We start from the raw sequence: 20,263 nt of genomic DNA on the forward strand, positions 1-20,263 counted from the left end.
TCGAATAAATGTTATTATACTTTCATTATAGTAAAGCGCTGTATGAGGATAAAAAATATGAATCAATTAGATGAATTTAAAAAACTAACAGTAGTTGTAGCCGATACAGGTGATATCGATTCGATTAAACAATTTTCGCCTGAAGATGCAACAACTAATCCCTCTCTTGTTTTAAAGGCGGCACAGCTTCCTCAATATCGGTATTTGATTGATTCTGCGATTGAAACAGCTAAAAAATTAGGTGGTAGCAAAGAACAGCAATTGATTAATGCTTGCGATCAAGTGGCAGTCAATATCGGTGCTGAAATTTTAAAATCAGTGCCAGGACGCATTTCGACCGAAGTCGATGCTCGTTTGTCTTTTGATAAACAAGCGTGTATTGAAAAAGCTCGTAAAATCATTGCGCTTTATAAAGAAAAGGGCATTGATAAGTCACGCATTTTAATTAAAATTGCATCAACGTGGGAAGGTATTAAAGCGGCTGAAGTGCTCGAAAAAGAAGGCATCAACTGTAATCTAACTTTATTGTTTTCATTTGCACAGGCACGAGCTTGTGCTGAAGTAAATGTCTTTTTAATTTCGCCTTTTGTTGGGCGTATTTATGATTGGTATCAAGCTAAAAAACCTATTGATCCTTACAATGCGGATGAAGATCCAGGCGTTATTTCTGTTCGTAATATCTTTAATTACTATAAACAGCATGGTTATAAAACCATTGTAATGGGTGCGAGCTTCCGTAAAGTCGATCAGATTTTAGCGTTAGCTGGTTGTGATAGATTGACTATTGCACCTAACTTACTTGCTGAAATGCAACAATCAAATGCCACTGTTGTTCAAAAACTTAATCCAAATCAACCTGTAGTTGCTCGACCAGAGCCAATGACTGAAGCCGAATTTAGATGGCAACATAATAGCGATGCTATGGCAGTTGAAAAGCTAGCCGAAGGAATCCGTGCTTTTGCCATAGACCAAGGCAAATTAGAAGATATGATTGGGGCATTATTATAATCATTTTGAGCACTAGGGGAGTTAACTCCCCATCTTTACCATTATTTTGTTTTGTTAATTTGACTAACGATTTCGCAAGTAATTTTACCTTGCATGTATTAACAATTTTTAACTCAAAAATTTTTTTGGAGATTACAACATGAATGCAACCTCACTATCTCAGCGCGAACTGGCGAATGCGATAAGGGCATTAAGCATGGATGGCGTGCAAAAAGCAAAATCAGGCCATCCTGGAGCACCTATGGGTATGGCGGATATGGCTGAAGTCCTTTGGCGTGGTTTTTTAAAGCATAATCCAACTAATCCAAAATGGGCTGATCGCGATCGTTTTGTTTTATCAAATGGTCATGCGTCTATGTTGATCTACAGTTTATTGCATCTAACAGGTTATGCGGTGACAATTGATGATCTTAAAAATTTTCGTCAGTTGCATTCAAAAACAGCAGGTCACCCTGAATATGGTTATGTGCCTGGAGTTGAAACGACCACAGGTCCACTAGGGCAAGGTATTGCTAATGCCGTTGGTATGGCTATTGCCGAAAGAACCTTAGCTGCGCAATTTAATAAGCCTGCTCACACTATTGTTGATCACCATACTTATGTGTTTATGGGCGATGGTTGTATGATGGAAGGTATTTCGCATGAAGTATGTTCGTTGGCTGGTACTCTTAAATTAGGGAAACTCATTGCATTTTACGATGATAATGGCATTTCAATTGATGGAGAAGTTGAAGGCTGGTTTACTGATGATACAGCTAAACGTTTTGAGGCTTATGGTTGGCATGTGATTAGAGGTATAGATGGTCATGATGCCAAAGCGCTAAAACAAGCCATTGAGCAAGCGCAAGCAGTAACTGATAAACCGTCATTATTAATGTGTAAAACCGTTATCGGATTTGGTTCGCCAAATAAAGCGGGTAGTCATGAAAGCCATGGTGCGCCATTAGGTGATGCCGAAATTGAAGCAACACGTGAAGCACTTGGCTGGGATTTCCCTGCTTTTGAAATTCCTAAAGCTTATTATGATGCTTGGGATGCTAAAGATAAAGGTAAGCAGTGTGAAGATGAATGGAATGCCCGTTTTGATGCGTATGCAAAAGCTTATCCTGAATTAGCCAAAGAATTTACACGCCGTGTTAATGGTGATTTGCCTGAAAATTGGTTACAAATTGCTAACGATGTGGTGAATAAATTACAAGCTAACCCTGCAACGATTGCAACACGTAAAGCATCGCAAAATGCCATTGAAGCCTTTGCACCTGCTTTACCTGAGTTTTTAGGTGGTTCGGCTGATTTGGCGCCAAGTAACTTAACTATGTGGTCAGGATCAAAAGAAATTTTAGCTAATCCTAGTGGTAATTATATCCATTATGGTGTGCGCGAGTTTGGTATGTCCGCTATCATGAATGGTATTGCATTGCATGGCGGGTTTATTCCATATGGTGCGACTTTCTTAATGTTTATGGAATATGCACGTAATGCGATTCGTATGGCCGCGCTAATGAAAATTCGGTCATTATTTGTTTATACTCATGATTCAATTGGTTTGGGTGAAGACGGACCAACGCATCAACCTGTTGAACAAATGGCTAGCTTACGTATTACGCCAAATGTTAGCACATGGCGCCCGTGTGACCAAGTAGAGTCAGCGATTGCATGGCAATATGGTATTGAGCGCAAAGAAGGACCAACAGCATTAATCTTTTCAAGACAAAACCTAAAACAGCAAGAGCGTACAGCTGAACAACTAGCTAATGTTTATCGTGGTGGTTATATCCTAAATGATTGCACGGGCGTACCAGAATTGATTATTATTGCTACTGGTTCGGAAGTAGAGCTTGCTGTTGAAGCGTATCAACAACTGACCCAAGCAGGAAAGAGAGTACGTGTGGTATCAATGCCATCAACTGACGCATTTGATAAACAAGATAGTGCTTATAAAGAGTCAGTACTGCCATCATCAGTGACAGCTCGTCTTGCTATTGAAGCGGGTATTAGTGATTTTTGGTATAAATACGTTGGGTTAAATGGCAAAGTTATTGGCATGACAACTTTTGGTGAATCAGGACCGGCTGATCAACTGTTTAAAGAATTTGGCTTTACTGTTGAAAACGTACTTACACAAGCAAAAAGTTTGCTGAAATAGGTAACAACTAGCACTCTCAGTAATGCACTAAAAAACGCCATCATTTAGATTTGTTGATGGCGTATTTAAAACTAGTATCAATTAAAAGGATTTGGGTCTTCTTTTAATTGATCAAACTGAAATAGTTTATTGGTTTTCCAGTCTTTTATTTGTATTTGCGTTTGTTCTGGTATGTCTGTTAATTTATTTAGCATATAATCATGTCGTACATCTAATTTAATTCCCAACCAGTTGCTTAATAAATAAACAAGTTGTAATCCAGATATTTGTTTATTAATTTTTTGTTGAGATTTGTTATCTGAATCAAAAAAGATAAAAGGAATTCGATAGCTATCTTTATATTCGGCATTGTGTCTTAAGTCATTATATTGGTCGGTATGAGCAAGCCCATGATCTGCAAAGTAAACAACAGAATAATCTTGATTATGTTTTTTTAACATATCAATAGTTTGAGCAATAAGGTCATCTGTTTCTTTGATACTACTTGCATAACAAGAAAGATTTTTATTATTAAGATTAAACTGTACATCAAATTCTAATCGTTTACAAAAGTGAGGATGCGAACCTATAAGATGCATAATAATAAGTTTTGGTTTATTTCCTTCTTTTAGTAAAATATTATTTAATTCTGGTAATAATAATGTGTCATATTTCCCTCTTGATGATTTGCCATTATACTCGCCTTTCTTAGTATAAAAAGCATGCTGAGTATACGAGGCAATTCTTGGTACTGTAATCTCAATTTTTCCTAATTTTCCTTGATTTGATAGCCAATAAGTTTCAAATTTTGCATCATTAGCAATACTAACAATATTATTATTTAATTGTGCATGAACTTCTTTGCCATTTGGAAAAACAGATTGACTAATTATATGCGGAATGGATGATTGAGTATTTGGCGCTGGTGCAATAAGTCCATCCCAAATAATGCTGGCATGATTTCGAGCAAATGGTGTATTGTCATATTTAAATCCATAAGCACTCCTATAGTCCTTTCGAACGCTTTCGCCAATAATAATATAGGTTTTATGCTTTGGATTAACCGATATAATTGGTATGCTATTGGTTTGTTCGATCTGTTTAATTTGCTGTTGTTTTTCTGTTAAATATAGTTTTCCGCTTTCATAGAATGCAATACAAAATTCTAAAATAGGATATTTAGTATTGCTAAAAATAGAGTAAATTGTTGAATTGAAAGTATCGGGATGATATTTAATAGTTACTTTTATTGGTTTATGGAAGCATAGCACTAATATGAAAATAATCAAATAGCGATTATTTACTTTTGGAAACGGAAATTTTTTAAATAAGAAAATAAAAAATAGTATCAAGATTGTAGGAATAAAATAAAAATAAATAGGTAGTTGTGAACAAAATTCTGATATTTCATCAAAGTCTGTTTCTGCGATAGAGCTAATTACGGCAACGTTCGGCGGGCCATAATAAAATCCTACAGGTAGATAAAGAGCAGCTACCACAAACCAAATGCAAAAAAATGCGAAAAAAAGTAAGTCTAGCTAAAAATATCAGAGAAAAATATGTTAGAAATATACGATCAAAACGTTGCGGAAGTCCTAACAAATAAACAAGCAGAATGGAAAGACAAAGGCACATTCCATGTGAAAATAAGGTTTCTTTTTTTATCACTATTGTAATTGTATTAATTATTGGTAATTTTTGAGTCTGGTAATTATATATTTATTAGTTTGTTAAGCAATACATGATGTATAATTCACTCGCATTATTTACAGTATTAAGAAAAATTATTGTAATAAATATGTATAAAAAAAATATTAATTGCTTGTTATTGAGAAACGGTTTAGCGTTTATACAATAAAACAAAAATCACAGTCACTAACTTAGCATTGATATTTAATGTCAGTTGTCCCACTATTTATAAAGCATTAAAACTCTACCGTCACAAGCTTTTTAAATACAATTAGGTTCAAGTGAACGTTATAAAATAACAAAATATGGGCTTAAAAGGCAGGTTAAAGTTGAGAAAACGATAACAGATCGTCTAAATTCGGCTCAGCACCTTTTTACAGTATGATGTGTTACCACAAATGTCTTATACCATTAACGATATTTGCTCAGTTAACGGCACCGAATACAAAGGAACTATTGAGCATGATTTTGTTAAGTTTTGCCAAGACAATAAAATCAATCAAAAGTTAACTAAAATTGTCCATCCTCAACTAATGGTAAAGCTGAGCGAGTGATAAGTTTATTAATGGAAATTTGGTATGAACAATAAGTATTGGCCGATGTAATTGCCAACAAGCCAAATTTTGTCATTTTATTAACTTTTACAATACATTTAAACTACATAAAGGCTTAAATGGTGCTACACCTTATGAGATGCTTGAATTTTATTTTAACAAAAATGTGTAAACAACCAGAGGAGATCCTACAACCATTAAATGATATCGATTTCTAAATATTTTTTACAACTATCGCACAATAAATTTATATAAACTTTTTTCATTAAATTAAAGTATTCGACATTTCTTTTAAAAATATATTTGAATATGAGCTTAAGTTATCTTGGTTTTCCCCAAATGGATGCCTTTTTCCTAATTTAATTAACCAACGACTAAATTGATTTAAATAGGCTTTATTATCAGCATTAACTTCAAATATTGCTGAATCACAATAAGATTCGACTAGTAAATCTAGCAATTGTAAAAAATCCTCATCATTTTTTAATATTTCTTCAGTTTTTAGTAGTTGAAGAGAATTCATCAAATTTATTATTTCAGGTAACGTTAAAATAGTTGGACCATTTCTTATATTAGTCAATATTTCTTGAATCATTTTTATTTACCTAAAATTAACATGCAGAATTTATTAAAATATATAATAACTCATGCTTACTGTTTTAAATTCACATTTTCAGCGAGTTGTGTAGAAACTTTTATCAGAAAACACGAGATGGATGATAACAGGTAATCATTACCTATTTGCCCAAATAGGTGCTTAAATATGAAGTGATTACGTTCTTTCGCATTTGAGCGCCCGCAGTGATCATTATATTATTGTGCTTATTCTTAATCCTTGAGCACTTAATCCCTAAGCGATAGCTAAAACTATGGGGCTAATTAAGGCTAATTGCCCAAAAAGATAGCTGATGCAAGGTGGCTCTGTAAGATTGACGTTGGTGATGATCAAGCTCTTTAATGAGTAAAAAACCACAAAAGCGCTTCTATAAAAGCAAAAAACGAATTTATATTGAAACACGACCTACCTGAAAGTTTTTGATAAAATTCCTAATTGCAATTAATACAAATTCATTACTTTTTCTACATACTTAATAATGCATTATTTTTAATTAATCTTTCTTAAATACTAAGGCGTTATTTAGTAATTCTAGCACGAGGTTAAGCGTGTCCTGTAGAATTTGTTGATGCATGTTTTGCTTATTTTTGTATACCACACTAATATTGGCAAGCCCTTCAAGTATTACCATTAGTTTATTTGTTAAAGATGCCTTATTGGGGTAATTTTCAAGCTTATAAAAAATAAGATTTCGAATAAATTCTTTATGCTCTACTACAATATCAGATATGCATGATGAATCTTCTGGTATTTCTTCCATTGCACGGATAAACAAGCAGCCGTTAAAATTTTCTTCGCAATACCACTTTTCATGCCATTCAAAAATCTTCATAATAGCTTCTGTTCCATTAAGGTTTAAGATAGCTTCGTTAAGCTTTGCTTTAAACCTCAAATCTCTTTGCTTTAATACTTCAAGTATCAATTTATCTTTACTGCCAAAATTATTGTATAAGGTTGTTTTAGAGCATCCTGATTTATCTCTTATCTCATCGACGCCAGCATTAGCAAAACCACTTCGATAAAACAGCGCTTCAGCTGTTTCCATTATTCGTTTGTATGTTTTTTTCAAAATAAATTACCTGAAATAAATTATCTGTACTACTATTAATTTTGTACAGATCGGTACAGTTTTATTTAATCATTATTATAACCAAACAGGACAATAGCGAATGAAATTCTTTTTTTTCGATGGCGAAAAACTACCAAGTAGACCCAAATTACTGGACTTAACACAGGGGTTGTTAGGTGGCTTTTTGGCAATTTTAACATTAGTATATTTGACAATATACTCTGGTAGCTATTTTATAATGGTCCCGTTTGGCGCTTCTTGTGTAATTTTATTTGCAGTTTCTCAATCTCCTTTGGCGCAGCCTAGAAATGTGATCTTTGGGCATCTTATCTCAGCGTTTATTGGGTTGCTATTTTTAAAGTTGCTTGGTGATTCAGTATTCGTTATCGCTTTCGCTGTGGGATGTGCTACTGCTACCATGCAGTTTTTGCGATGCGTGCATCCGCCAGCAGGCGCTAATCCGCTAGTTATATTGTTAACAGCAAATCAAGTTAATTATAATTTTAGTTTTTTGCTGTTTCCTGTGTTATCAGGCTCTATCGCATTAGTTATCATTGCGTACATTGTCAATAATCTTATCGGAAAAAGCAAGTGGCCAATCTATTGGTTTGCGCTCTTTCGTAATAAAAAATTATAGCTAAATTTCCAATAAAAACGCGATTAATATTATTTTTATTGGAAATAATATAATTGTTTTTTCTCAAACCTGCTTGCAAATGGATGCAAAGATTTACCGTTAATATTGCACTTAATTTAATGGTTAAGATTCTAGAGGAAGGTAATATGATAGTCGTTGTTGCTTTAGTGCATTGAGTAATAATCTAAAGCAATTTCGAGTTGGTTTTATGCCATCATTAATGGTATTTTATCACCACAATCATTATTGTTTTTCATTGTTGTAATTTTTAACTAAAATTGCATAATAGAAATAAGTTATCACAATCAAAGCAATAATCTTATAAATTATTTAAATTTTAGAGTACAATAATAGTTACTTATCTTAATGATCATGTCTTATTTTGGTTTTTGCTCATAAAATAAATGTGAGTTGATTGTCAATTACACAAAAGTTACACCGATTTTTATATAAATTGTTACCTGTTCCAATTTGGAAGTTTGTTCAATTCTGTATTTGGAACTGTAGTTCAACATATCATGTTAGCTGGGAGAAAGGAAATGTATTTATTAGAAATGGCACCAAAATTTTTGTTAGCACTAGTTATTTTACTTATTTACGTCAAGTTATCAGGTAAAAGTCAAATTGCACCAATGTCACAGCTTGATCAGGTCGGTAGTATGGTTATTGGTGCGCTGGTTGGGGGTGCGTTACTTAGCCCAACAGTATCGCCTTGGGAAGCTGCTGGGTTAGTGGCGATTTGGGCGGGTCTACTTGTTTTAATTCGTTTTATCAAATCTAAAAACTCACGCCTACGTGATGCCATAGATGGTGAACCGATACAATTAGTGAAAAGTGGCTATTTAATTACGGATAATTTTATAAAAGCGAACTTACCGGTAAGAGATTTTGAAACTTTAGTGAATATACAAGGTATAGCTTCATTTGATGAATTAAAAGAAGTTTGGTATGAACTCAATGGTTCTTTAACCATTATCAAAAAAGGCGATAAAGATATCGCTGTACTCATTATAGAAAATGGTGCAATTAGTCAGGATAATCTTAAGCAGCTTAACAAAGATGAAGATTGGGTTAAACGCGAGATCACCAAACAAGGTTACGAAAAAATAGAAGATATTTTTTGCGCTGAATGGTTTGATAATAATTTGATTATTTATCCTTATGATGCAATTCGTGAAGGTAAAAAATAATTATTTTTTAGGGTGGATTGAGGTCCACCCATTTTCAACTCAATTAATTTATATCCGCGAAATAATTAACGCAGTTGGCTATCTTTACTGCCACGGCGATTATATAGGCTCGATGCTTTAGTTAATTGTTTATCGATTTCTTGTTGGCAAGACAAACAATATTGTACGCCGGGTAATGCTATTTTTCTGGCATCAGCGATAGGGTCGCCACACTCAATGCAAAAGTGAGCGCTAATTGTACCGTAATTGAGTTGTCGCCTTGCGTTTTCTATAGCATCGGCAATAGTACCTTCGATTTGTTGGTTAACAGCATCGTCAGATGCCCATCCACTTGCCATAAAAGGAGCCTCCTATAACTGAAATAGTAGGGTAATGATATGGTGTTTTTTTGGACTGTTTCAAGTAATTTAGGGCGTTAATCATCCAAAATTATGTTATTGACTACAGCGGTGCGCATATTTAATTTAACATTATCAAAATGTGGAGGTTTTTATGCAACAATATGAACAAGCAACATTTGCTGGTGGTTGTTTTTGGTGTATGGTAAAACCCTTTGATAAGTATGAGGGCGTGATCAATGTTGTATCGGGTTATACAGGTGGACATGTAATTAATCCAACCTATCAACAAGTCTGTTCAGGCACAACAGGGCATACTGAAGCCGTGCAAATTACGTTTGAACCGAAAGTCATCAGCTATAAAAAATTGCTAGAAATTTTTTGGCAACAAATTGATCCCACTGATTCTCAGGGGCAATTTGCCGATCGGGGCGATTCTTATCGTCCTGTAATTTTTTATCATAATGAATATCAACATAAACAAGCGCTGGCCTCTAAACAAGCATTACAAGCCAGCGGGAAGTTTGATAAACCAATTGGTGTTGCCATCGAGCCTGCTGTGAGTTTTTATGTCGCTGAAGACTATCACCAAAATTATTACACTAAACAACCGCAACGCTATAACCAATACTATCAACTATCAGGGCGCTCTCATTTTTTGGTTCAACATTGGCAAAAACACAAATAAGAGGATGAGTTAATAATGCAAAATTATCCGCACTATGATAGTAAACAAAAATGGATTCATTGGTTAACTTTTACCTTGATTTTGCTCGCGTTTTTAGTGGTTATGTTTAAGGCGGTATTGTCAAACTATTTGGGGGGTATGCCGGTTATTTACTTATTACATAAATCTTTGGGTGCATTGATTTTTGTATTAACGTTGTGGCGATTTGTGTTAATAAAGCACGGAGGCGTACCAGATGTCTTACCCAAAGATCATAAATTACAGCGGGTCTTGTCAAAATCAACGCAAGGGTTTATCTACATTTTATTGATTATTGTGCCGCTCTCTGGTTGCTTGATGAGTCGTCATCCACTGAATTTTTTTGGTATCGTCTCTATACCTGTTGTTGATTTGCCAAATCAGGCTTATCAAATATTTCATAGCGTTCATCAAGCCAGTTCATATTTACTTGGTATTTTACTTATCATACATATAGCTGGTGCTTTATATCATTATTTTGTAATTAAAGATAAAGTATTGCAATCGATGTTAAACTGATGTTAACCGACATTAATTAAAACAAGTAACTTTAAACTACAAGAAGGTGATTTATGAATAAAACCATGAAAGAAAAAGCGCTATCCATATTAACACCTATGCAATATTATGTTACCCAACAAAATGGTACAGAGCCACCGTTTGATAATGAATTTAATGCCAATCATCGTGAAGGATTATATGTCGATATAGTATCTGGTGAACCATTATTTACCTCGTTAGATAAATTTGATTCAGGGTGTGGCTGGCCTAGTTTTGCTAAGCCAATAAATAAGAGTAGTATTATTGAAAAAAAAGATACCAGTTTTGCTATGCGTCGCACCGAAGTGCGATCAGCGAATGCCGACTCTCATCTTGGACATGTTTTTACTGATGGTCCAAAAGAGCTGGGTGGGTTACGCTACTGTATTAATTCGGCTGCTTTACGATTTATACCTAAAGATGAATTAGAATATGCTGGTTATGGGCAGTACATAAAGCTATTTGATAAATAATAAATAACAGTCGATAAAATAGAACTTATAAAATAAAAATCCTATCATCTAACAAGATGATAGGGTTGATAAAATCTTAGCAAGCTTAGTTGTTTCGTTTAAATAAAATATAACTAATTAACAAAAATACAACACTGGTTATCAACGATCCAACGATGGGATAAATTCCAATAACAATACTCACTTGCGCAAATAAATTATCAGCAATATAAAATAAGAAACCGAAGCTAATACCAATTACTATACGAATGCCCATCGATACGCTACGTAATGGACCAAAAATAAATGACAAAGCGAGCAACATCATCACAGCAACCGAAACGGGTTTGATAATCTTCTTCCAAAATAGCAAATCATAATACTTGGTATCTTGTCCTGAGCTTTTAAGAAATTGCGAATATTGATAAAGTCCAGAAGCTGACAATGAGTCAGGATCAAATGCTACAATACTTAATTTATCTGGGGTAATGTTTGTTTTCCAAGGGATGGATACCATATTGACTCCTACCACTTTGTTGAGCGCTGTTAGATCATTTTTTTCTACTTGTGATAAAGTCCAACTGTCATTTTCATATACTCCATAAGCAGCATGGGTAATGGATAGCAACTTATTTTGATCAACGGAATAAATATAAACATTAGATATTGAATTATCGTTATTCACCTGCCCAATAAACACATAATCATTACCGTCTTTAGCCCAAATGCTGCCTTGCTGTGCCATTAAGGTATTACCATAAAGCTTTTCAGAGCGCATATTGCGTGCAGTCTGTTCGCTAATAGGAGCAATCCATTCTCCAACTGCCATTGTAATTAATACGAGCGGTAATGCTGTTTTCATAACCGCAAGGGCAATTTTGAAACGACTAAAGCCTGACGTTTCCATCACAATTAGTTCACTGCGTGATGCCAATAAGCCTAAACCAATTAAAGCCCCCAATAATGCTGCCATAGGAAAGAAAACTTCTAAGTCTTTTGGCGCCATTAAAAAGGTATAAACACCAACAGAAAACGCATCATAATCAACTTTTATTTTTCGAAGTTGATCTATAAAACGGATAATACCGGACAGACTAATCAGCAAAAAAAGGCTAACACCAATGGTACTTAAAATAGTTTTACCAATATAACGATCTAAAATCGAAAACACACTTTTCTCCTTAAGATGCCGAATATTTTAAGCGAAGTTTACGCATAAATAGATTATCCCAACAATTTAAAATGAGTGCCAATACAAAATATCCTAAATTCAGCGTATAAAACCACAATTCAGGATCTAATCTACCTTTCCCTGCGTTAGCCTTAATTGAACTCGCTGACAAAAAGTAAACCAAATAAAGCAGTAGCGCTGGAAAAACTTGAGCTAAGCGTCCTTGGCGTGGGTTAGATACGCTCAGCGGAATAACTAAAAATGCCATCAAAGGCACCGAAATAATCAATGTTATTCGCCAATAAAATTCTGCATTGGCTTTAGGGGTATTAAGGTTTGTAAGTTTAGACAATCCCAACTGTTGAACATTGGTTTTATCGACCTCTTCAGTAATATTGAGTTCTTTGGGTTTAATGATACCTAAATAATTATGAAAGTTTGAGATCCGAAAATCTTTTAATTGCGCTGTGCCTTCATAACGGTTGGCATTTTCAAGCTTAATGATTTGATTGCCTTCATCATCATGACCTGTTTTACCTTTATTGGCAAGAATGATAGATGGTCGTTGATTGGCTTTGGGATTGATTTGTGCAATAAATACGTTTTCTAGGTTATTATCATCAACATTACCAATATAAATCACTGAATTACCATCTGGCGTTTGTTGAAATTGACCCGCTAATAACCCCGCTAAACTCGGATTTATTTTCGCATTTGCAAGTAGCTGATCTTGTTTAATGTTAGACCAAGGGCCAAACCAAAGTGCATTCATCGCTGTCAATATACAGGTTAGAATACAGAGGAAAAGCACCACTTGATAAGTTAAGTTCTTTTTAATGCCACAAGCATACATAGCGACCATTTCACTGTCAGAATAAAGTCGTCCAAAGACCACAAGTACGCCTAAAAAAAGACTTAGCGGTAAAATAAGATCGGCCATATTTGACACCCCTAAAACTAATAATGGCATAATTAATTCTCGGGGGATCGAACCATCAATAGCGCTTGACAAAATTCTGATTAATTTTTGAGAAAAGAAAATAAGCAATAAAATAAATAAAATTGCTCCTTGGGTTTTCAATGTCTCTTTAACTAAATATCGACGAATTATCACAACTTACCTATACATGTTGGCATAAAATCTGACTATTATAATCTGATTTGAGCTCTTTTAGTTATCTTTTTGTTGCTATCCAATAATGAAGCGATAGAATATTCATTATCTTTATCAATTCATAAACGAGAAACACCATGGAATTTCAAATAAAAAACAGTGCTATTATCACCAAGCAAAAAACAGAGTGTTTAGTTATTTCAATAGCTTCAGGAAAAAATCAGTCCGATTTTGTTAAAGATATTGACAACTCAACCAATGGTTTAGTTAGCCAACTCATTAAATCGGGTGACATCAGCAGTGAATTGGGGAGAACTACGTTACTCTATGCCAACAGCAACAATTTAAAACGAAAACTGTTATTTGTCGGTTGTGATAAAGCCAAAAATTTTGATTTGTCACAAGCCAAAAAGGTGATTCAAGCAGTAATAAAAGAAGTCCTTGCCAAAAAAATCAAAAATATTGCATGGGATTTGTTAACAATTAATGAAGCCAATAATGCAAAAATCGCTAAACAATTACCGCAAATTGTTAGCGATATTACTTATCAATTTGATGAATTTAAAACGACTAAAACGCCTGTACCTAGTTTAACTAATGTGACATTATTCACTCACAACGAAAATGAGTTACCACAGTTAGCTAGTAATTTGTTACAAGGTCAAATTATTGCTGATGCGATAGCGACAACAAAAACCATTGCCAATATGCCATCAAACGTTTGTAACGCAAAATACTTAGCCGATCAAGGTAAACAGCTAGGCAAATTACACTCGCCATTAAAGGTCACTTGCCTTGGCGAAGATGAGTTGGCAAAATTAAACATGAATGCTTATTTAGCCGTCGGACGTGGTTCAGAAAATGAATCAATTATGACCATTATTGAATATGCAGGAGCAAAAGACAAACAAGCTAAACCGTATGTATTAGTCGGTAAAGGGCTTACTTTTGATTCTGGTGGCATATCTATCAAACCATCGGCAGGTATGGATGAAATGAAATATGATATGTGTGGTGCAGCGACGGTATATGGCGTTATGCAAGCTGTAGCCGAATTAAAATTACCAATTAATGTCATAGGTATTATGGCAGGTTGCGAAAATATGCCAGATGGCAACAGTTATCGGCCTGGTGATATATTAACGACAATGTCTGGTACCACTGTTGAAGTAATTAACACCGATGCTGAAGGTCGTTTAGTGTTATGTGATGTTTTAACTTATGTTGAACGTTATAATCCAAAAGCAGTTATTGATATTGCTACCTTAACGGGAGCTTGTATTGTTGCATTGGGGCATCACTATACAGGCGTAATGGGCAATAATGATCAATTGATAACACAACTTGTTTCCGCTTCTCAAAAAGCAGGTGACAAAGCATGGGCACTACCGATTGATAATGACTTCCAAGAACAAATTAAATCTACATGTGCCGATATTGTAAATGCAGGTGGTCGAGATGGGGGCACCATTACTGCTGCGTGCTTTTTATCACGCTTTACCGAAAAATATAAATGGGCGCATTTAGATATTGCCGGCACAGCATGGAGCTCAGGTGCAAAAAAAGGTGCAACAGGACGCCCTGTGGCGATGTTGATTCAATATTTACTAGACCAATAAATTGAGCGTTGATCTAATGAAAAAAGTCATCTTCTACTTACTTGAAAACCAAACACAAGCCGACGAATCGGGCATTTTGTTTTTTGAGAAGTTAGCATGTCAAAAAATTGTTGAAGCATGGCACGCGAATCAGCGTGTGCAAGTTGCTTGTCAAGATCAGGCTCAGGCCGAACGAATCGATGAATATCTTTGGCAACTCGAAACGGATAATTTTGTTCCTCATAATTTGGCTGGAGAAGGGATGAAAGGCGGATCGCCGGTTGAAATTAGTTGGCCGCAAAAACGTAGTAGCGCTAGTCGTCAGTTGCTGATTAATTTACAAGAGCAGTTTCCCGAATTTGCTAGTGTCTATCGTGATATTATCGATTTTGTGCCAACTGATGAGCGACTAAAGTCGCTCGCAAGGGTTAGGTATAAGCTATATAAAGAGGCTGGTTTTAATCTTAAAACGATTCCGATAATTTGTGCCTAAAAAAGTATCTTATTAATTTATTTTTGTTTTTTTGTGCTTAATAAAAAATTCAATAAAATCAATAGCTTTTCTGACTGTTTTTTGATGGCGATTTACAAGATACCGAACAATCGACAATCGTTTTAAACTTGTTTTATCAATTCATTAAAATTAATCACCATAACGAATTTAAATCGTTTATAAAAAAGTTTTTTGCAAACCTCATCTGGTTTTTCTTTTGTTAAGCAAGATGACATGTTCTATCTTTTAGTGTCACGCCCATTTCAATACTTAATAATAACTACCAGCAACTGGTACAATGTTATATCGCTAGTTAACCTAAAAATAGATAAAACTCATCATTAATCTAAACGTCTCTTATGTTATAAAAGCAGGTATTATGCAAAGTTAGCATCGTTAACTGTTATTGATGCTATTTGTTTGAGGCCGAAAATATACTAGCAATTGAGAAAAATTCGCAAATTGAATAAAAATATTAGACGAAATGATTTTTACCGAAAATAATGACCACCGAAGTAAATAGTACTTGAAAATGAAAAAGAGCACGTTGTGCAACCATTTTTATTATTGCCCATTTAAAGACTATTTTGCCAGTTTATGGTATGATTAGCGCCAAATTCAGTGGCAATAATGCGTTATGGTGATTATGAGTTATCAAGTTCTGGCTCGCAAATGGCGACCAAAATCATTTTCCGAAGTTGTTGGGCAGCAACATGTCCTTAAAATTCTGTCTAATGCGCTTTCACTTGGACGCGTTCATCACGCTTATTTGTTTTCTGGTACTCGTGGTGTAGGTAAAACGTCGATTGCCCGTTTATTGGCTAAGGGTTTGAACTGCGAAACGGGTATAACAGCGGCCCCTTGTGGTGTATGTGATAATTGTCGTGATATTGAGCTAGGTCGATTTGTTGACCTTCTAGAAATTGATGCCGCATCACGTACTAAAGTTGAAGATACACGGGAAATACTTGATAATATCCAATATTTGCCAACAAAAGGTCGATTTAAAGTTTATTTGATTGACGAAGTGCATATGTTGTCGCGCAGTAGTTTTAATGCGCTACTAAAAACCTTAGAAGAGCCCCCTGAGCATGTTAAGTTTTTATTAGCGACCACCGATCCGCAAAAGTTACCCATTACGATATTATCACGCTGTTTACATTTACATTTAAATGTGCTTGATACGGCTTTAATTAGCCAGCAACTTGAGCATATTTTACAATTAGAACAAATCAGTAGTGATCCCAAAGCGATTGGTTTATTAGCAAAAGCTGCTAACGGCAGTATGCGTGATGCTTTGAGTTTGACTGATCAAGCCATTGCTCTTGGTAATGGTATCATTGATGTAAAATCAGTGGCAATAATGCTTGGCACACTTGATAAATCGATTCCATTTGCTCTTGTTGAGGCAATGCATAATGGTAATGGCAATGCCTTAATGCAACAGATTGAGGTGGCAGCTATGCAAGGTGCAAATTGGGATCATTTATTAGCCGAAACAATTACACTATTGCACCAAATTGCTTTATTGCAAGTTGTACCAACGGCACTTGGTGATTATACTGATAGTGAAGAGCGCATCCGTTTTTTAGCACAATCTATGGCGCCAAATGATGTACAACTTTTTTATCAAATTTTATTGATGGGGCGTAAAGAACTAAGTTTTGCACCTGATAAAAAAATTGGCGTGGAAATGAGCTTTTTACGTGCTTTAGCTTTTATACCAAAGTCGGTTGATGCTGTTACACCATCAGTAATGCTACGGTCTGCTAGCAATACGCAGCAACCAGAGTCAATCCAAGCACAACCTAAGACTAATCAACAATCGCAAACACAACAACCTAAAAATAATGTTGAGCAGGTTACACCTCAACAACGTTCGTCATACGCAGTAACAAGTTCGAGTTTACCACCAAAGTTACAAACCGAAGATCAAAAAACGAACGATTTAATGGCAGATGTTGTTCCTTTAAAAGCGGAACCAACGGCTGATACAAAACCGAAAACGGTTGATTTAGCGATTCCTGATGATACTCCGTCGATGACTAAAAGCATTTTAGAAATGCGCATGCAGCTAATCAAAGAGGAACAAAATTCAAAAAAGTCTGAATCGGTTGATGTAAATCAACCTAAAAAACGAGCAGTTAATAAATCACTGACGCGAATTAAACAGAATATTCAGCAACCAGTAAATGAGGTTAGCGCAGATCCCCATAATACTGATCACGATAATAGTAAAGAAGAAATCACCGCTGAAAATTATCAATGGCAAGCTAGTGGTTTAATTGCTATGAAGGAAGAATTGGTTATTGATACTAAGGCCTTTCGTGAATCGCTTAACGGCGACAAAACACCCGAAATGACCCAAAAACTGATTACAGAAATGGCACAAAAAAATGCTTGGTGTGCCGAAATTGAGCAATTGAATTTGCCACCGTTAATTAAACAAATTGTGGTTAATGCCGCTTTTCAACAAGTGGATGATAACACTATTGTGTTACGTGTGCGCTCGGCTGTTAAGCATTTAATTAATTCGGCAAATAACGTAGCTAAAGTGCAAAAGGCGCTTTGTGAACAGCGTAAGCAAGAACTTGATGTAAAAATCATTATTGATGACAATCAAGATTATAAAACGCCATTGGAAATGCGCGAAGCATTGTATCAACAAAAATTAGCAAAAGCTAAAATAATCATTGCTGAAGATCCCAAAGTGGCAACAATTTGCCGATATTTTGACGCTAAGATTGATGAGACAAGTATTCGTCCTGTATAATACAGCGATATTTTTTTAACGAGGAATAATTATGTTTTCAGGTGGAAAAGGTGGCTTGGGCAATTTAATGAAACAAGCCCAACAAATGCAAGCAAAAATGCAACAAGCGCAAGAAGAGATCGCCAAATTGGAAGTTACTGGCGAGTCTGGTGCTGGCTTAGTCAAAGTCACGATTAATGGTGCACACAGTTGTAAGCGTGTTGAAATTGATCCATCACTTATGGCTGATGATGATAAAGAGATGTTAGAAGATCTTATTGCTGCTGCTTATAATGATGCAGCGCGTCGTTTAGATACAGCACAGAAAGAACGTATGGCGCAAGTTACTGGTGGCATGCAATTACCGCCAGGTTTTAAAATGCCATTCTAAGATAACACATTAATTTTGCGATTTATGTTGCCGATATAGTCAATAAATGTCGGCAATATTATTTTTATTGCCTGTCTATTTATACAGTTTTTCTTTATTATTTTTTTGCTATCGGGTAAACTACGCTTAATTATTTGCTGATTTATTATGCTTTATTATTAAGGATATATTGTGATTGGTCGTTTACGAGGCACTATTATTGAAAAACAACCCCCAAAAGTACTGATTGAAGTTGGCGGTGTCGGTTATGATGTATTTATGCCGATGACCTGTTTTTATGAATTACCTGAAAATGGGCAAGAGGTTATTGTGTTAACCCATTTTTCGGTTCGTGAAGATGCCCAAGTATTGTATGGCTTCAATCAAGACCAAGAGCGCGAGCTATTTCGTGAACTAATAAAAGTCAATGGAGTAGGACCTAAATTAGCGTTAGCCATTTTATCAGGTATGTCCGCAGGGCAATTTATTAGCGCCGTTGAGCAAGGTGAAATTAAAACCTTAGTAAAATTACCCGGTGTAGGTAACAAAACAGCTGAACGGCTAATTGTGGAAATGAAAGATCGCATTAAACGTTTTGGAGAACAATCACCAAGCGCTAGCACCACTATTGAAACAAATAGTGTTCAAAAATCGGCTAATCAAATTGAAAGCGAAGCGGTTTCAGCTCTAATTGCACTTGGTTATAAACCACAAGAAGCCAGTCGTATCATTAATAAAGTCATTAACCCAGATATGGATTGTGAAACACTGATTCGTGAAGCCTTAAAATCGGCATTGTAAATAGGGATTTATTATGATTGAAGCGGATCGTTTGATCACCCCACAAGTACAAAAAGAAGAAGAATCGTTAGATCGTGCTATTCGCCCCAAATATTTGGACGAATACATCGGCCAACCACAAGTGCGCGAACAAATGAAGATTTTTATTCAAGCAGCTAAACAACGTAGTGATGCGCTCGATCATGTGCTTATATTTGGTCCGCCTGGGCTTGGTAAAACCACGTTAGCTAACATTGTAGCGAACGAAATGAATGTTAATTTACGTACTACATCTGGTCCTGTTTTAGAAAAAGCGGGCGATTTAGCCGCTATGCTAACCAATTTAGAGCCTAACGATGTATTGTTTATTGATGAAATTCATCGCCTATCACCTGTAGTTGAAGAAATTTTATACCCAGCGATGGAAGATTACCAACTAGATATTATGATTGGCGAAGGGCCTGCGGCACGTTCGATCAAAATTGATCTTCCTCCCTTTACATTAATTGGTGCAACAACGCGAGCTGGTTCGTTGACTTCGCCACTGAGAGATCGCTTTGGTATTGTACAACGTCTTGAATTTTATCGTGTTGAGGATTTGGAATATATTGTTAGTCGCAGTGCCAAATTTTTAGGCATGGATCTGTCAGATGAAGGGGCTCATTTGATTGCCAAACGTTCACGTGGCACTCCTCGAATTGCTAATCGCCTTTTGCGTCGTGTGCGCGATTATGCCGATGTAAAATCCAAAGGTGTTATCGACAAAAAAATCGCTACCCAAGCACTGGATATGCTTGATGTTGATAACGAAGGTTTTGATTATATGGATCGCAAATTGTTGCTTACAATTATCGAAAAATTTATGGGTGGGCCTGTTGGCTTAGATAATATTGCGGCGGCAATTGGCGAAGAGCGTGAAACGATCGAAGACGTGCTTGAACCGTTTTTAATCCAACAAGGTTATATCCAAAGAACCCCTCGTGGCAGAATTGCAACACCACATGCGTACCGCCATTTTGGCATTATTCAGGATAATTAGCCCAGTATGTCAATAAATGTAT

20 protein-coding genes are annotated in these 20,263 nt (G+C 35.5%); 14 read left to right on the forward strand and 6 right to left on the reverse strand.

Going from position 1 to position 20,263, the window contains the following annotated elements; genetic code table 11:
- Positions 1-57 precede the first annotated feature (57 nt).
- The gene (gene tal / locus A9G40_RS08950) at positions 58-1,008 is read left to right on the forward strand and encodes a transaldolase (RefSeq protein ID WP_065567596.1); all 951 of its coding nucleotides are present in this window, start codon (positions 58-60) and stop codon (positions 1,006-1,008) included.
- A 139-nt stretch (positions 1,009-1,147) separates the two neighbouring features.
- Positions 1,148-3,154 (forward strand): transketolase, encoded by a 2,007-nt coding sequence (gene tkt / locus A9G40_RS08955; protein ID WP_065582764.1) that lies wholly within the window; start codon positions 1,148-1,150, stop codon positions 3,152-3,154.
- 77 nt (positions 3,155-3,231) lie between these two features.
- On the opposite strand, the gene A9G40_RS08960 is transcribed toward tkt, so the two are convergent.
- Positions 3,232-4,632 carry a phosphoethanolamine transferase gene (locus tag A9G40_RS08960; RefSeq protein WP_065582765.1) on the reverse strand — a complete coding sequence of 467 codons (1,401 nt, stop codon included), beginning with the start codon at positions 4,630-4,632 and terminating at the stop codon, positions 3,232-3,234.
- A gap of 588 nt (positions 4,633-5,220) precedes the next feature.
- Between A9G40_RS08960 and A9G40_RS15025 the strand changes: the two genes are divergently transcribed.
- Positions 5,221-5,376, forward strand: a complete 156-nt coding sequence (locus A9G40_RS15025; RefSeq protein WP_176700471.1) for a hypothetical protein — start codon at positions 5,221-5,223, stop codon at positions 5,374-5,376.
- A gap of 265 nt (positions 5,377-5,641) precedes the next feature.
- On the opposite strand, the gene A9G40_RS08965 is transcribed toward A9G40_RS15025, so the two are convergent.
- Both A9G40_RS08965 and A9G40_RS08970 read right to left on the reverse strand, forming a co-directional pair.
- A complete protein-coding gene (locus A9G40_RS08965; RefSeq protein ID WP_065582766.1) occupies positions 5,642-5,971 on the reverse strand; it encodes a hypothetical protein in 330 nt (109 codons plus the stop codon).
- 514 nt (positions 5,972-6,485) lie between these two features.
- Positions 6,486-7,037, reverse strand: coding sequence for a TetR/AcrR family transcriptional regulator (locus tag A9G40_RS08970; protein WP_065582767.1), 552 nt, complete (start codon positions 7,035-7,037; stop codon positions 6,486-6,488).
- A 124-nt stretch (positions 7,038-7,161) separates the two neighbouring features.
- Between A9G40_RS08970 and A9G40_RS08975 the strand changes: the two genes are divergently transcribed.
- Both A9G40_RS08975 and A9G40_RS08980 read left to right on the forward strand, forming a co-directional pair.
- Positions 7,162-7,698 (forward strand): HPP family protein, encoded by a 537-nt coding sequence (locus tag A9G40_RS08975; protein WP_065582768.1) that lies wholly within the window; start codon positions 7,162-7,164, stop codon positions 7,696-7,698.
- A 539-nt stretch (positions 7,699-8,237) separates the two neighbouring features.
- Positions 8,238-8,888: a DUF421 domain-containing protein gene (locus A9G40_RS08980; RefSeq protein WP_065582769.1), complete on the forward strand. Its 651-nt coding sequence runs from the start codon at positions 8,238-8,240 to the stop codon at positions 8,886-8,888.
- Between the two features lie 65 nt (positions 8,889-8,953).
- Here the strand turns inward: A9G40_RS08980 and A9G40_RS08985 are convergent, their stop codons facing one another.
- Complete coding sequence (locus A9G40_RS08985) at positions 8,954-9,226, reverse strand: DksA/TraR family C4-type zinc finger protein (RefSeq protein WP_065582770.1); 273 nt, start codon at positions 9,224-9,226, stop codon at positions 8,954-8,956.
- Positions 9,227-9,380: 154 nt separating this feature from the next.
- Between A9G40_RS08985 and msrA the strand changes: the two genes are divergently transcribed.
- The 3 genes from msrA to msrB are packed head-to-tail and all read left to right on the forward strand — an operon-like array spanning position 9,381 to position 10,945.
- Positions 9,381-9,914: a peptide-methionine (S)-S-oxide reductase MsrA gene (gene msrA, locus A9G40_RS08990; RefSeq protein WP_065582771.1), complete on the forward strand. Its 534-nt coding sequence runs from the start codon at positions 9,381-9,383 to the stop codon at positions 9,912-9,914.
- Positions 9,915-9,929: 15 nt separating this feature from the next.
- Positions 9,930-10,451, forward strand: coding sequence for a cytochrome b (locus tag A9G40_RS08995; protein ID WP_065582772.1), 522 nt, complete (start codon positions 9,930-9,932; stop codon positions 10,449-10,451).
- 53 nt (positions 10,452-10,504) lie between these two features.
- A complete protein-coding gene (gene msrB, locus A9G40_RS09000) occupies positions 10,505-10,945 on the forward strand; it encodes a peptide-methionine (R)-S-oxide reductase MsrB (RefSeq protein WP_065582773.1) in 441 nt (146 codons plus the stop codon).
- A gap of 85 nt (positions 10,946-11,030) precedes the next feature.
- Here the strand turns inward: msrB and lptG are convergent, their stop codons facing one another.
- Both lptG and lptF read right to left on the reverse strand, forming a co-directional pair.
- A complete protein-coding gene (gene lptG, locus A9G40_RS09005) occupies positions 11,031-12,095 on the reverse strand; it encodes an LPS export ABC transporter permease LptG (RefSeq protein WP_065582774.1) in 1,065 nt (354 codons plus the stop codon).
- A 10-nt stretch (positions 12,096-12,105) separates the two neighbouring features.
- On the reverse strand, positions 12,106-13,209 hold the full coding sequence (gene lptF / locus A9G40_RS09010; RefSeq protein WP_065582775.1) for an LPS export ABC transporter permease LptF: 1,104 nt from the start codon (positions 13,207-13,209) through the stop codon (positions 12,106-12,108).
- Between the two features lie 137 nt (positions 13,210-13,346).
- Between lptF and A9G40_RS09015 the strand changes: the two genes are divergently transcribed.
- From A9G40_RS09015 to ruvB, 6 genes are all read left to right on the forward strand, one after another.
- A complete protein-coding gene (locus A9G40_RS09015; RefSeq protein WP_065582776.1) occupies positions 13,347-14,828 on the forward strand; it encodes a leucyl aminopeptidase in 1,482 nt (493 codons plus the stop codon).
- 16 nt (positions 14,829-14,844) lie between these two features.
- Entirely contained in the window at positions 14,845-15,300 is a 456-nt protein-coding gene (locus A9G40_RS09020) for a DNA polymerase III subunit chi (RefSeq protein WP_065582777.1), read from the forward strand.
- 646 nt (positions 15,301-15,946) lie between these two features.
- Positions 15,947-18,073 (forward strand): DNA polymerase III subunit gamma/tau, encoded by a 2,127-nt coding sequence (gene dnaX, locus A9G40_RS09025; RefSeq protein ID WP_065582778.1) that lies wholly within the window; start codon positions 15,947-15,949, stop codon positions 18,071-18,073.
- A 31-nt stretch (positions 18,074-18,104) separates the two neighbouring features.
- A complete protein-coding gene (locus A9G40_RS09030) occupies positions 18,105-18,443 on the forward strand; it encodes a YbaB/EbfC family nucleoid-associated protein (protein WP_065567582.1) in 339 nt (112 codons plus the stop codon).
- 171 nt (positions 18,444-18,614) lie between these two features.
- Positions 18,615-19,223, forward strand: coding sequence for a Holliday junction branch migration protein RuvA (ruvA, locus tag A9G40_RS09035; protein ID WP_065582779.1), 609 nt, complete (start codon positions 18,615-18,617; stop codon positions 19,221-19,223).
- 13 nt (positions 19,224-19,236) lie between these two features.
- Positions 19,237-20,241: a Holliday junction branch migration DNA helicase RuvB gene (ruvB, locus tag A9G40_RS09040; protein ID WP_065582780.1), complete on the forward strand. Its 1,005-nt coding sequence runs from the start codon at positions 19,237-19,239 to the stop codon at positions 20,239-20,241.
- Positions 20,242-20,263: the final 22 nt, after the last annotated feature.

Source organism: Gilliamella sp. Nev3-1 (assembly GCF_001690435.1).
Lineage (GTDB): Bacteria > Pseudomonadota > Gammaproteobacteria > Enterobacterales > Orbaceae > Gilliamella > Gilliamella apicola_C.

Excerpts from the sequence above, each read along its gene's own strand:
- tal (WP_065567596.1), top strand. The coding sequence starts at position 58 with ATGAATCAATTAGATGAATTTAAAAAACTAACAGTAGTTGTAGCCGAT.
- tkt (WP_065582764.1), top strand. The coding sequence starts at position 1,148 with ATGAATGCAACCTCACTATCTCAGCGCGAACTGGCGAATGCGATAAGG.
- A9G40_RS15025 (WP_176700471.1), top strand. The coding sequence starts at position 5,221 with ATGTCTTATACCATTAACGATATTTGCTCAGTTAACGGCACCGAATAC.
- A9G40_RS08965 (WP_065582766.1), bottom strand. The coding sequence starts at position 5,971 with ATGATTCAAGAAATATTGACTAATATAAGAAATGGTCCAACTATTTTA.
- A9G40_RS08970 (WP_065582767.1), bottom strand. The coding sequence starts at position 7,037 with ATGGAAACAGCTGAAGCGCTGTTTTATCGAAGTGGTTTTGCTAATGCT.
- A9G40_RS08975 (WP_065582768.1), top strand. The coding sequence starts at position 7,162 with ATGAAATTCTTTTTTTTCGATGGCGAAAAACTACCAAGTAGACCCAAA.
- A9G40_RS08980 (WP_065582769.1), top strand. The coding sequence starts at position 8,238 with ATGTATTTATTAGAAATGGCACCAAAATTTTTGTTAGCACTAGTTATT.
- A9G40_RS08985 (WP_065582770.1), bottom strand. The coding sequence starts at position 9,226 with ATGGCAAGTGGATGGGCATCTGACGATGCTGTTAACCAACAAATCGAA.
- msrA (WP_065582771.1), top strand. The coding sequence starts at position 9,381 with ATGCAACAATATGAACAAGCAACATTTGCTGGTGGTTGTTTTTGGTGT.
- A9G40_RS08995 (WP_065582772.1), top strand. The coding sequence starts at position 9,930 with ATGCAAAATTATCCGCACTATGATAGTAAACAAAAATGGATTCATTGG.
- msrB (WP_065582773.1), top strand. The coding sequence starts at position 10,505 with ATGAATAAAACCATGAAAGAAAAAGCGCTATCCATATTAACACCTATG.
- A9G40_RS09015 (WP_065582776.1), top strand. The coding sequence starts at position 13,347 with ATGGAATTTCAAATAAAAAACAGTGCTATTATCACCAAGCAAAAAACA.
- A9G40_RS09020 (WP_065582777.1), top strand. The coding sequence starts at position 14,845 with ATGAAAAAAGTCATCTTCTACTTACTTGAAAACCAAACACAAGCCGAC.
- dnaX (WP_065582778.1), top strand. The coding sequence starts at position 15,947 with ATGAGTTATCAAGTTCTGGCTCGCAAATGGCGACCAAAATCATTTTCC.
- A9G40_RS09030 (WP_065567582.1), top strand. The coding sequence starts at position 18,105 with ATGTTTTCAGGTGGAAAAGGTGGCTTGGGCAATTTAATGAAACAAGCC.
- ruvB (WP_065582780.1), top strand. The coding sequence starts at position 19,237 with ATGATTGAAGCGGATCGTTTGATCACCCCACAAGTACAAAAAGAAGAA.